At 43.9% G+C, this 13,118-nt stretch carries 10 protein-coding genes and 1 tRNA gene; 9 read left to right on the top strand and 2 right to left on the bottom strand.

Annotation, left to right across the window (positions count from 1 at the left end; translation table 11 throughout):
• Positions 1–52: 52 nt before the first annotated feature.
• The gene (pduB, locus tag GPK88_RS02140; RefSeq protein WP_021977988.1) at positions 53–775 is read right to left on the bottom strand and encodes a microcompartment protein PduB; all 723 of its coding nucleotides are present in this window, start codon (positions 773–775) and stop codon (positions 53–55) included.
• Positions 776–1,002: 227 nt separating this feature from the next.
• Here pduB and GPK88_RS02135 point away from each other — a divergent pair, with 227 nt between their 5' ends.
• The 5 genes from GPK88_RS02135 (at position 1,003) to GPK88_RS02115 (ending at position 7,392) form a co-directional block, all read left to right on the top strand.
• Entirely contained in the window at positions 1,003–1,554 is a 552-nt protein-coding gene (locus GPK88_RS02135) for a biotin transporter BioY (RefSeq protein ID WP_148445884.1), read from the top strand.
• Positions 1,544–1,984 carry a DUF1284 domain-containing protein gene (locus GPK88_RS02130; RefSeq protein ID WP_173762341.1) on the top strand — a complete coding sequence of 147 codons (441 nt, stop codon included), beginning with the start codon at positions 1,544–1,546 and terminating at the stop codon, positions 1,982–1,984. The genes GPK88_RS02135 and GPK88_RS02130 overlap by 11 nt, the downstream gene beginning before the upstream one ends.
• Positions 1,985–2,387: 403 nt before the next feature.
• On the top strand, positions 2,388–5,894 hold the full coding sequence (locus GPK88_RS02125) for an Ig-like domain-containing protein (protein WP_173762340.1): 3,507 nt from the start codon (positions 2,388–2,390) through the stop codon (positions 5,892–5,894).
• A gap of 216 nt (positions 5,895–6,110) precedes the next feature.
• A tRNA-Pro gene (locus GPK88_RS02120) sits at positions 6,111–6,184 on the top strand.
• Positions 6,185–6,369: 185 nt separating this feature from the next.
• On the top strand, positions 6,370–7,392 hold the full coding sequence (locus GPK88_RS02115) for a DUF6128 domain-containing protein (protein WP_173762339.1): 1,023 nt from the start codon (positions 6,370–6,372) through the stop codon (positions 7,390–7,392).
• A 19-nt stretch (positions 7,393–7,411) separates the two neighbouring features.
• On the opposite strand, the gene GPK88_RS02110 is transcribed toward GPK88_RS02115, so the two are convergent.
• The gene (locus GPK88_RS02110; RefSeq protein WP_173762338.1) at positions 7,412–8,107 is read right to left on the bottom strand and encodes an anaerobic ribonucleoside-triphosphate reductase activating protein; all 696 of its coding nucleotides are present in this window, start codon (positions 8,105–8,107) and stop codon (positions 7,412–7,414) included.
• Between the two features lie 149 nt (positions 8,108–8,256).
• Between GPK88_RS02110 and GPK88_RS02105 the strand changes: the two genes are divergently transcribed.
• The 4 genes from GPK88_RS02105 (at position 8,257) to GPK88_RS02090 (ending at position 13,033) form a co-directional block, all read left to right on the top strand.
• A complete protein-coding gene (locus GPK88_RS02105) occupies positions 8,257–9,453 on the top strand; it encodes a helix-turn-helix domain-containing protein (protein ID WP_173762337.1) in 1,197 nt (398 codons plus the stop codon).
• A 202-nt stretch (positions 9,454–9,655) separates the two neighbouring features.
• Positions 9,656–11,089: an MFS transporter gene (locus GPK88_RS02100; RefSeq protein ID WP_173762336.1), complete on the top strand. Its 1,434-nt coding sequence runs from the start codon at positions 9,656–9,658 to the stop codon at positions 11,087–11,089.
• 83 nt (positions 11,090–11,172) lie between these two features.
• Entirely contained in the window at positions 11,173–12,099 is a 927-nt protein-coding gene (locus GPK88_RS02095; RefSeq protein WP_173762335.1) for a nucleoside hydrolase, read from the top strand.
• 19 nt (positions 12,100–12,118) lie between these two features.
• Positions 12,119–13,033 (top strand): ROK family protein, encoded by a 915-nt coding sequence (locus tag GPK88_RS02090; protein WP_173762334.1) that lies wholly within the window; start codon positions 12,119–12,121, stop codon positions 13,031–13,033.
• The last annotated feature ends 85 nt before the right edge of the window (positions 13,034–13,118 follow it).

Raw genomic sequence — 13,118 nt, 5'->3', positions numbered from 1 at the left:
TTACGATTTTCTGTGGCGCTGTTTTTTGCGGTAACAGGGTTACAAAAATTTTCTATAAATATGGGGTACCAGGAATCTCCGGATAGGTTCCCATGCCGATAAGAAGTTCAAGTCCTGTCTGACGGCCTTCCAGTACGGCTGCTTTTACTGCACTGGCGTCACCGGAGATGGCAATGATTACCTCGTTGGAATGGCTGGTGCCGATATCCGGGGTCATGTATTTAGTAATGGAAACAGCAGCGGATTTTACGGCATTGTCAGCCATAACAAGTCCGATTGCGGCGGGGGAACCTGCCATGAATCCGAATGCTTCACCAAGTGGTGTGCCGAAAGCTTTATGGATTGCAGGGCCTGCGCTGGCAGAAAAAGCAAATTCCAGATGTCCGGATTCGCTGATGTAAACTTCACCGGCATTTTTGTTGGTCAGTTCCAAAGCCAGTGAAATGGCGTGGCGTACATCGGATACGTCATTTCCACCAAGTACAATGTAGTTTCCATGTCCGCCCCAGCCTTTTGTGTCTCGTGGAAGTTCAATGGAAAGAACTTCCGTATTGGTTGCTTTTACTGCATCATCAATGGCTGTGATCTGTCCGGCAGCACCTGTTCGGGAACTGAAAAGTCCGAGACAGTGGTATTTTGTGCCGACATTCATCTGCTGAAGAAGGGAATCGTCAACTCCGGAAATCACAAGTCCGATGGTGTCAAGGACTGCAGTTCCCACGAATTCCGTCCGGGTGCAGGTTGTGCTGATGTTGTGTATATCATGTATATCCATATGGAAAAATCCCCCTTTTTAGGCTGAAAAATCATTACTTTCAGTATAACATCGGAGAAGAAATTTTGAAAGCAGAAAAAACGTAAACTGTAAGAGAAGAAATTGGTTGACAATCTAAACGCGCTGTGTTAAATTATTAACAGCAAAAGACGGAAATCATTAGGAAAAGATGTAAGACGATTTTCCGGCAGGGAAAGCAGAAAAGGAAAGAGAGGACTTAGGTTATTATGACAACAGCGGCAGCAACCAGAAGCAAGACTTACGATCTTGTTTATATCGCGGTTTTTGCAGTAGTGATGGCAGTTTGCTCATGGATTTCCATTCCGGCACAGGTACCATTTACTTTGCAGACATTTGGTGTATTTATGGCAGTAGGTGTACTTGGAGGAAAAAGGGGAACTCTGGCAGTTCTGGTTTACGTTCTTCTTGGAGCTGTAGGCGTTCCGGTATTTGCGGGATTTTCCGGAGGAATCGGATCTCTTCTTGGAAATGCAGGTGGATATATTATCGGATTTATCTTTTCCGCACTTGTTATGTGGGCCATTGAAAGTGTTTTTGGCAGAAAGCCGGTTGTTCAGATCATTTCCATGATCATTGGACTGATCGTATGCTATGCATTTGGAACCGCATGGTTTATGTTTGCTTACACAAGAAGCACAGGTCCGGTAGGTCTGATGGCAGTTCTTGGCTGGTGCGTATTCCCGTTTATCATTCCGGATCTTATCAAGATCGCACTGGCTTATGTTTTATCAGGAAAGGTACGTAAATATGCAAGATAAAAGCATTGCTGCGGCATATGCTTCTGATGAGGGCACAGAGGAAATAATCATTCCTCTGCGCCCTCATCATGGTATGTGCCTGGCGTATTTTAAGGGGGAAGGCTACAGTAACGGTTTTACTGCACATATGTCCGAGATGCTGAAGATTTTTCTGGAGGGAAAGAAAATAAGGCTTCATGTGGATACGGATGAGATCTGCTCTGCCTGTCCGAATAATCTGGGCGGACATTGCGAAGCCGGAGATAAAGTGGCAGAGTATGACAATGCCGTGCTGGAAAAATGTGGACTGAAGGCCGGACAGACATTGCACTTCAGCGAATTTACAAAAAAAGTACAGGAAAAAATCCTTGCGATGGATAAACGTAAGGAAATCTGTGGAAACTGCCAGTGGAACAGTATCTGCGAAGAACAGAAGAGCCGCTGGGCATAAAAGAAAGCAAAAATATAGAAATATAAAAAGTATATGATCTGAGAATGCCGGAGGAAATGGCAATGGCTGTTGCATTTCCTGAAATGATGTCTTGGAATATATACTTTTTTTATTTGAAATATCAGATAATAATATAAATATTTTGAAAACAATTTCTAGTTGAGAAAAAAACAACAATAACCGTGAGGCTTTTTTGCCAGATATGTATAGACAAATAATTTAAGCATTGATAAAATGACAATATGTTAGTTTGAACAAACTAAAGCGTGCTTGACAGAGCACTTCTGCAGAAACTGACATATGTTGAATATCCTGCAGAAGAAATTTCAATTAACCAGAGCAGCTGTAAGGTCATAATCTGGTATAAAGTCGTGTAATATAAAAGACAAAGAGGAGGACAGGTATGCATAAGTGGAAGCTTTTTAAGAAGTCAGCTGCACTCGTTCTGAGTTCAGCGGTGATCGCGTCAGGAGTGCCGGTAACGGCAATGGCGTCTGAGGCGGAAGTTTTTAGTGATGTGTCAGGAGAAACACAAGGAGAGACAGCACAGGAAGAAGGAGAGAACGAGGATCAGGAGTCGGTTTCCCAGGACCAGCTGGAAGTTGGTGAAGCTGATATTCAGTCGGAAGAGCCGGAAGAAAGTGATGCAGAAGCTATTCAGGAAGAAGTAGCAGAAATTTCAACAGAAGAGATTCAACAGGAAGAGGAACCGCAGATCCAGGAGGATACAGAAGAGGCATTCGGTGATGGAGAAGCATTTATGGCAGAAGCAGGCGAGGTTCTTCAGGATGCTTCTGAGATCACTGTTGCAGGAGTGAAATATCTCTGGTCCATGCAGCCGGCAGAGGGATATACACAGATAGGAACAACAGGCGTTTATGTAAAAGTGGCAGACGGGCAGACAGCTCTGAACGGAAAGCTGTACGGAACGACAACCTTAAGTTATTCGGAATTTTATGCCGGGGATACCACTCAGGAGAGCTATGACGCTATCACTTCGGCAACAACGAGTAAAAATCAGATTTTTGCTAATGAGGACAGCACAGAGGTGACCTCTTCCGGATATCAGATCCAGGGTGTGAAGAATGTAAGTGTTGCAGTGGACGCGGAAACCTATGTAGATGCACAGGCGCTGAAAGCTGCTTCCAAGCTTCCGAGAGAGGGTGTCTATACAGAGGCAGCAGATATTACATTGAATGAAGCGCCGTCACAGGAAACAGGACAGTATAAAACACTGAATACAGACGGAACATACAGTGCAACAAAATTCGATGTAAAAGCAACAGTCACAGATGCATCTGCCCAGATCCAGGCACCATCGATCTGGGGCGATTACATGCTGGTGGTAAAAGAAGCCAGCACAAAATATCTCCGCAATTCCAGGCAGGGTGATTTTGCCGTAGGTGGAAATACACTGGGAGTGATCCTTGAAACTGCCTGTGGTAAGAAGGTAGGACTTCGTCATACCTATGAAATCTGGGTACAGCCTTATGAACTTGCATTTTCAGCAGAGTCCGGGCTTATCGGGGAAAAAATTTCAAAAGTGACTTATATTACTCCGGATGGTTCCTACGTATATGAGTTTGGAGATAAAGCACCTCTTGTGAAAAAACAGCCTGAAGAGGGAATGAAAGTACAGGCGGCTTTTGTAAAAGAGAGTACAACCCAGATTAAAGTGGACGGACTTGACAAATATGAAAATCCCAAAGTTTCTGTCTATTATACAACAGGAAGCGGACATGGAAAGCAAACAACCTATGTCGTAGACCATGCAGTGGCAGAAAACGGAATTGTAACTTTTGACAGCAGTGTTGCCAGAGCAGAAGATGAGATCTACACAGTTATGATCTCAAGCGACAATTACGTGGATATGACAAAGAATATCACGCTGACAGGAGAGCCGATCACAGTTGCCAATGTATCTTATTACTGGGTAAAAGGAGCAACAGAAGGATATACACAGATTCCGGGAAGTGATATTTATTATAAAGTGGCAAACGGTCATGAAGCGCTGACAGGAAATCTTTATGGTACAGCGACTCTGACATATGAGGAATTTTATGCAGGAGATGCAACGAGCCGCAAATATGATTCCGTTACATCTGCTACAACCAGAAAAAGCACTGCTTTCGGAAATGCAGATGTTCAGAATCTGACAGAAAATGGATATGAGATCGCAGGAGTAAAAAAGGTTAGTGTAGCTACAGATGCAAAAACGTATGTAGAGGCGCGGATCCTTTCAGAAGCGGGAGAACTTCCGGAAAGCGGAGTATATACAGAAGCAGCAGGGATCACCCTGGGGCGTACTCCGGCGGTAGAGCCTGGGCAGTATAAAAAATTGAATACAGATGGAACATACAGTGCTACAAAATTTAATGTAAAGGCAACTGTGACAGATGCGGAGGCAACACTCAATACATCTTCTCGTTGGGGAGATTATGAGATCAAAGTAAAAGAAACCAGCACAAAATATCTCCGCGACACAAAGAGTGATGCTGATTTTGCAGTTAACTCCGGGATCCAGGGAATGATCCTGGAAACAACAGATGGCGGAAAATATGGTATGCGCCATATGAGCGAGATGTGGCTGCAGGTATATGAGGTTGCGTTTGCAAAAGATGCAGGTCTTGCAGGAAAAACCGTAAACAGGATTACATATATCATGGCAGATGGAGCTTATGTATATGAGTTTGCAAATGGTATTTATATCAAACCGCAGGCAACAGAAGCAATGGCTGTTTCTCCGGAATTTACAGACAGTACCCATGTAAAACTTGCAAATCTTGATAAATATAAAAATCCGAAAGTATCTGTTTTCTATACAACAGGTGTGGGACATGCTTCAAAGACAACATATCTTGCACAGGATGTGGCTGCCGCAAATGGAGTGGTTACATTGGATTCCACTGTAGCGAGACCGGAGAATGAAACTTATACGGTAAAAGTTTCCAGTGATGATTATGCGGATGTTTCTGTTCAGCTGGTGTATGGAACAATTGCCTTTAAAGAAAAGTCGGGAATTCTTTACATTGGAAGTTCCAGACAGCTTGAAGCTACAGGTGAGAACTGCAAAGATGTAACATATTCTTCCAACAATGAAAAAGTTGCATCTGTGGACGCAAACGGAAAAGTAACTGCAAAGGCAGCGGGAACAGCCGTGATCACGGCAACATCTGCAGCAGGAAAGGCTGCACAGTACAAACTTACGGTAAAAACTCCATCCGTGAAACTGAATGTTTCAGCAAAAACACTTTATGTAAAAGGAACTCCGGCTACTGTTACACTGAAAACAACAACAGCAGGTGTTACCGGAAAAGTAACTTATACAAGCAGTAAATCTTCCGTTGCTTCTGTAGACGCAAAAGGAAAAGTAACTGCTGCGTCAGCAGGAACTGCTGTAATTACAGCAAAATGTGGTAATTATAAAGCAACCTGCAAAATTACCGTTAAAAAACCAACTGTAAAAGCTACGGCATCCGTAAACACTTTGTTTGTAGGCGGGACAAGTCAGGTTAAGGTGGACAGAACAGGGCTTACCGGAAAAGTAACTTATGGAAGCAGCAGTAAATCCGTTGCCACAGTAAGTACAAGCGGAAAGATAACAGCGAAAAAAGCCGGAACAGCTACGATCACAGTAAAATGTGGAAGTTACAAAGCAACCTGCAAGATCACTGTTAAAAAAGGCAGCCTGAAGATCACGTCTAAAACTGCGGTAACTGTAAAGACAAAGAAAACAACAACCATCAAGGCGACAGCTACTTCAAAGGCAAAGATCACTTACAGAAGCAGCAATACAAAAATTGCAACGGTAAGCAGCAAGGGTGTTGTCAAAGGTGTGAAAAAAGGAAAAGCTGTTATCTATGTAAGCAGTAACGGAGTTACAAAGAAAGTGACAGTTACAGTAAAGTAATATCCGCTGATATTCCATCTGAAATATTATAACCGAAATATAAAAAACCTTTCCAGAAACCACTTCAGGTCTGCGAAAATACAGTCCTGAAGTGGTAAAAAATAAAAAATTCGATTTTTTTGAAAAATTTTGATTTTTTCTATTGACAAAGGACAGAAACTCTAATATAATAGCTCTTGCAGTTGAACAACACACAAACAACTGAAAACAAAATAACGAAGCGTGGCTCAGTTTGGTAGAGCGCTGCGTTCGGGACGCAGAGGTCGCAGGTTCAAATCCTGTCGCTTCGACTAAAGCTTTAAGAATCCCTTGGCTGAGGGATTCTTTTTTGTTTATGAAAAATAAAAGAACGTAAGTTTGAGTTACCTCGTGTTACCACGACAGGAAAGCCGGAATGGGAATGTACGCTTTCCTGGAATGATTTCCTGCAATTTTCATATATATTAACGAAACCGAAATATCGGAGGGACGTGCGTTGGCTGGATATCAGCGTTTTGTTGCATATGTATATGAGTATCGCAAAGGAAAAAAAGACAGCAGCAGCGGCTATGTGAGAGTGGAAGCAAGAGATCGGCGGTGTCTGATTGAAGTTCATCTTCGCTGTGTTGGGCTGGAGCCGGGGAGCCGGTGCCGGGTGTACGGATTTGTGCGGCGGGAAGGCCTGATGGATGGAATCTTGATCGGAAGCTGTGTGACCGGGCGGGAACAGATTGAGTGTGTTCTGGAAACAGAGACGGAGAATATCGGGGATAGGGGAAAAAATCTCCGGGATCTTGGGGGAATGCTGCTGATTTCAGACGCAGGAGGATTCTGGGGAACAGAGTGGGATGACCAGCCCATCCGGCCGGAGAATTTCCGGGAGTGGAAGAAGGAGAAAACGGAGCCGCAGAAAAAATCGGAGAAAACAGGCATAGAAAAGGCAGGAGCGGAGGAGCAGAAAAATCAGAAGGAAGCAGACAAGATTATGACGGTGGAGGAAGTTCAGGAAGAAGAGGAAGGGATTTCCGCGAGCATGATGAATCAGGAGTCAAAGAAAGTGCCGCAAGAGGACAGAATTGTTCCGGAAGAGAATAAGCTGGAGATGTCAGAAGCAGGCCCCCCACATCCAGGCCCGGGCCCAAGGCCACCGGAACCACCGCATCCAGGTCCGCGGCCGCCCAGACCACCGCGCCCGGTTCCAGGTATCCCCTACGATCCATTTAACGATGGTCAGTTTACAGACTGCCGCAAGATCAAACCATCCGACTGCAGTACCCTGTGTAGAAAAAACGGCTGTTTCTGCAACAACCGTTTTGTCATGTACGGATATCAGAATTTCGGGCATCTTCTGCTGTGTCAGAACTACCGGGGACAGTACATACTGGGAGTCCCCGGCAGCTACAGTCAGCAGGAACGATTTATGGCAAATATGTTCGGTTTTCCCTATTTCAGAGAAAGCCCTGAAATTCATATTCCGGGAGGAAAAGGCGGATACTGGTATTGTTTTATCAATGTCTGAACAGAATAATTCTCCGGAATTACAGATCCATACCACGAATTTCAACTATCGGGATTGTCCGAGAAAGGATATCCCGGTAGTTTTTCATTTCATCCTCTGAGCAGGAAGAAAATCCGGGCATCAGAACTCCATCGGAATCCCGGTAAGCCTGAAGATAATAAGCCTTTGCATCATGTAGCCACTGACCGATTTCCAGGAAATCTTTTTCTGTATGAAGCTCCCGTACAACGGTGGTACGAAATTCATAGTCCAGATCGCCCTTCAGCAGCCACATGGCAGTTTCACGGATGGCATCCAGGTCGGCAGCTACACCGGTAAGCACATGATAATTGGAAGGACAGGCCTTGATATCCATGGCGACCTTGTCGATGAGGCCATCGGCTGCGAGATTTTTTACCACAGAAGGACGGGAACCGTTGGTATCAAGTTTTACATCGTAGCCAAGATTTTTGATTTCATGAAGAAAATCCGGAAGCTCAGCGGAGAGCGTCGGTTCTCCACCGGACACGCACACGCCGTCCAGAATTCCCTTCCTTTTTTTCAGAAAAGAGAGAATCTCTTCCCGGGAATATTCCGGCTGTGTATCCGGTTCCACAACAAGCGCGCCATTCTGGCAGAACGGGCAGCGGAAGTTGCAACCGCCAAGAAAAATGGTGCAGGCAACACGGCCCGGGTAATCCAGTAAAGTTGTTTTATTAAATCCACATATTTTCATAGGAAAATCCCCTTATTTATCTTATTTATGATACTACAAGCATACTCTCCCTCGGGAAAAGCCGCAAGAGCATGATTGCACAGGAAAGGAAAAAAACGTATAATTTATTCCAATTAATAGCCTTATATTGCAAAAGAAAGGATATAGACATGGCAGAACATACATTGTTAAGAAAACTGGAAAGCCTGTGGGGAGTTCCAATTTTTTATGCAGACGAAACAGGGGAAAATATCCAAAGTCTTGGAGTGTTTTCTGAAAAACAGAATCCGTTGACTGTATCTGAAGAATTGCGTCGGTCTCTGATCTGCCAGGCAAAAGAACAGAATGTACCGGCTATTTGCAAAATATCCGGGAAAATCTATTTTTTCTGCGTACAGAGTGGAGAAAAATATTATCTGTCAGGCCCTGTTTGTGTGGAACAGCTAAGTTATGTGGAAATTCACCAGTTTTACAAAAAATACCATATGTCTGTGAGGGAGGAGCGCCATCCGGACAGAATGACCCTGAACCGGATGCTGAATTTCGTAAGTTTTCTGTATGAGCTCCTGGAAGGAAACGATGTACAGCCAGACGATCTTATGGAGAAAAACAACCTCATCGAGGAAAAAGAGATCCGGGAGGAGAACGATACGGTTCGTATCGAACTGGATAAACCAGATGGGACAGCTTACCACCATACATACATGGAAGAACGCTATGTAATGGACTGTATCCGAGAGGGAAACGTGGAGGAAATTAATGAGCGGGCATCCGGACTCTTTGAAAAAGCAGGAATTCTTTCCAAGAAACATTTTAATAATCAGCGAAATCTGGCTATTGTAACAACAACTATGGCTACAAGAGAGGCCATAGCGGGAGGCGTAGCGCCGGCAGATGCCTACCGCCTCAGCGACTATCTGATTAACCAGATTGATCAGTGCCAGACAATGGAAGAGATGATTGAGCTGAACCGAAGATGTCTTTATAAATTTACAAAACTGGTGGCAGATACCAAAAAAACGAGAAATTTTTCCAGCTACACAGAACAGTGCAAGGATTATATCTCCCAGAATTATCACCATAAAATCTATCTGGAGGATATTGCAGAAGCCATTGGAATCAGCCAGGGGCATCTTTCCAGGATTTTCCGTCAGGATACAGGGGAAAAGATTCAGGATTATATTCTGAAATTCCGCGTAAAAAGAGCTGCCAATCTCCTGAAATATTCGGATGCGACTCTGTCGGAGATCAGCGATTATGTCTGCTTTAATTCCCAGAGTCATTTTGGCAGTGTATTTAAAGAATTTATGAAGATGACTCCCAGGCAATATCGGGAAAAATATAAGCGTAAGGAATTTTATTCCTGAATGAGTTTATAAAAATATTAGAATTATGTTGGAAAAATAACAAAAACATCAAAAATATGATAACGAAAATCGAAAATCTTTGCTTATAATATGCTTGTGGTTGAGACATACCTAATTGATCCGCCAGGAGCAGGGCGCGCAGAAAAATTTACATGTTCTGAAACGGATCGTTAAATCAACATAAAAAAGGTGGAGGAAAGAAATGCAAAAGTTAAAACACGAACCGGCATATTATGAAACGACAAAGTTTAAATGGAGACAGCGTATCGGTTTTGGTATCAGTGACTATGCTTGTAATCTTGCATACCTTCTTGCCAATACATATCTTCTCTTCTATTACACAAACTGCGCGGGACTTGCAGCTGGAGCTGTTGGATTTATGTTCGTTGTAACAAAATTCATCGATGCTTTCACAGACTACATGGTAGGTGCAATGATCGACCGTACAGATACAAAAATGGGACGTTACCGTCCGTGGATGCTTTATGGAGCACCGGTCCTTGCAGTTGGTATGGTTCTTCTGTTTTCCGTTCCGACAGGATGGAGCGCAGGCGCAAAACTTGCATGGGCATATGTAACTTACGTTATCTTCTCATTTGGTTACACTCTGGTAAACATTCCGATGGCACCGATCGTATCTTCTTTGTCACCGTCCGCAACAGAGCGTACAAAGATTTCAACAACACGTACTGTATTTTCAAACCTTGGATCACTGACCTCTTCCCTGTTTGTGCTTCCGATGGTATACTTCTTCTCCGGATCCAAAAATGCAACAGGAGCAGCACTGGCTACCGGATACCGTAACACAAACATTGTACTTGGAATCATCGTTATCATCATCATGGCAATCTGCGTATTCTCTATCGTGGAGATCAACCCGCCGACACAGTCCGCAGGAAAAAGCTCCCTTGTTAAAGATATCAGCAGCCTTGTAAAGAACAAATATTACATCATGTTCCTGGGTGAGGTATTCTTCCTCTTCCTTGGATACCTTTCCATGTACGGAGCAATGCAGTATTACTATACTTACATTGTTGGTGATGTAAGCGGAATGTCACTTGCACTTACTTTACTTACCTTACTTGCTATCCCGACCATGATCCTTGCCGCTTACCTCAATGGTAAGGGAATCGCGAAGATCAAACTGATCCAGTTTGGTGCGATTGTAGATATCATTGGTTATGCAATCCTGTTCTTCACATCTGACGGAACAATTGCAACCGCAGCACTTGGACTGATCGGACTTGGATTTGGTTTCCGTTCCAGTATGTTCTTCTCCATGATGCCTGACATCTTTGACTACACAGAGTGGCAGGTAGGAAGAAACCTTGGTGGAACACAGAACGCAATCCAGGGATTTGTAAACAAAGTTTCATCTGCAGCAGCATCTGCTATCGTATCTGCTCTTCTTGTATGGGGTAACTACGATGCATCCAAACTTGACAAAGCAATCGCAGATGGTGTAGATATCGCAACAAAATATCCGCAGACACATACAGCAATCAACTTTGCATTTGGTGGTCTTGCGCTGGTATCTACAGTGATGGCAGTTGTTGTACTTCTTCCGTATGATCTGGATAAAAAATATCCGCAGATTCGTGCAGATCTTGACAAACGCCATAAAGAGAACGCATAAAACAATACAGAAATCAAAATAAGGAGCATCGAAAGGTGCTCCTTTCAATTACAGAAAAAGAAATTTTCAGGAGGAAAAATAATATGTGGAATTATGCCTATACAGTACCGGAAAACAAAAAAGTAAGAGTGATTGTGCACACAGACTGCAAAAACGAGGCAGATGACCAGTATGCGGTAGCACATCATCTCATGACACCAAGATTCGATGTAAAAGGTCTTGTTGCAGGTCATTTCTGGAAAAACCCACAGCAGTACGGTGAGCTTGGTACTGCACAGGCAAGCTATGATGAGATCATCAAAGTTATGGATCTTATGGGCCTTAAGGACCAGTATCCGGTAAAACTTGGTGCGCCGCGTGCCCTTGAGGATGAACACACACCAATCGATTCCGAGGGTGCAAGATTCATCATTGAAGAAGCGATGAAAGAGGATAAAAGACCGTTATACATCGCATGCCAGGGCGCTATCACAGATGTTGCATCCGCACTTCTGATGAAGCCGGAAATCGCAGAGCGAATGACAGTAATCTGGATCGGTGGAGCGGATTATCCAAAGGGAGGATTTGAGTTCAACCTGATGATGGATATCAACGCCGCAAACGTAGTATTTTCCTCCAAAGTACCGGTATGGCAGGTACCGATGAGCCTTTACAAAGTGATGGCTGTTTCTCTTGCAGAGCTTCAGCTGAAGGTCCGTCCATGCGGAAAGATCGGAAAATATCTTTTCGAGCAGCTGGTAGATTTCAACCATGTAGCAGCCAAGTACGAAATGGACTGGCCGCAGGGTGAAATCTGGGGACTTGGCGATCAGGGAACCATCGCGGTTCTGATGGAAGAGCTGGAAAAAGTAAGCTACGATATGGTACCTGCTCCGAGAATCGCTGAGGATATGACTTACATTCACGGACAGAACAACCGTGAGATCCGTGTTTACAAATATCTGGACGCAAGACTGACACTGGAAGATTTCTTTGCAAAACTTGCACTGAATTTCGGTGACGAGAAATAAATTCTGAGGTAAAATGAAAATGAAAAATTATCTGGTTTTTGATGCAGGCGGAACATTTACGAAATACGCGTTAATGGACGAAAATGCAGAAATTCTTGAAAAAGATAAAGTTCCTACACCGGACTATCGAACAAAGACAAAAGAGGACTATTATGCGGTTCTGGACGGTGTTGTAGAAAAATACAGAAACCGCATCGAAGGGATTGCCATCAGCATGCCTGGTATGCTGGACAACAAGGACGGTTACTGTGTAACCGCGGGATATCTTGCATATCTTGCAGGAAGCACAGTTGGAACAGAGCTTTCCAAACGTTACGGAATCCAGGTTTCTGTAGAAAACGATGGAAAATGTGCGGCACTTGCCGAGTTCTGGAGAGGAAGCCTTAAGGGCTGTACAAACGGAGCGGTTGTTGTTCTGGGTTCCGGCGTTGCAGGCGGAATTATCCTCAACGGAAAACTTTTCCGCGGAAATCATTTCACAGCGGGTGAGTACAGCTATGTGTGCACAGATGCGAAGAAGCCGGAAGAGATGGACAGTTACTGGGGAATGAGCAGCGGTGCGGAAGGTCTTGCAAAGATTGTTGCAAAGCATACGGGTGAGGACTGGCAGACTTACGACGGGCTGAAGATATTCAGCCTGGCAAATGACGGTGATGAAAAAGTTCTCGCAGGACTTAAAGAATATACGGACAGTCTGGCTGTACAGATCTACAACCTGAATATTTATCTGGATCTGGATATTATCGCGATCGGCGGCGGTATCAGTCAGCAGCCGATTCTGCATAAATATCTGCAGAGGAGCCTGGATGAGGTACTGGAAAATATTCCGCTGAGAAAAATCTCTCCATACGTTCCGGAACCAAAGATCACAAACTGTAGATTTTACAATGATGCAAATTTGATTGGTGCTTTATATCACTTCATGAACAAATAAGCGGTGAAAACCACTTATTTATTCATGAGGAAGTAGCGAAGCGGATTCCGAATGTCCGTTTGAATATATTACATAAGGAGGACTC

It is taken from the genome of Blautia sp. MCC269 (genome assembly GCF_018785655.1).
Lineage (GTDB): Bacteria > Bacillota > Clostridia > Lachnospirales > Lachnospiraceae > Blautia_A.
The sequence above is the reverse complement of the archived record's forward strand: the minus strand, read 5'-3'. Positions and strand labels throughout refer to the sequence as shown.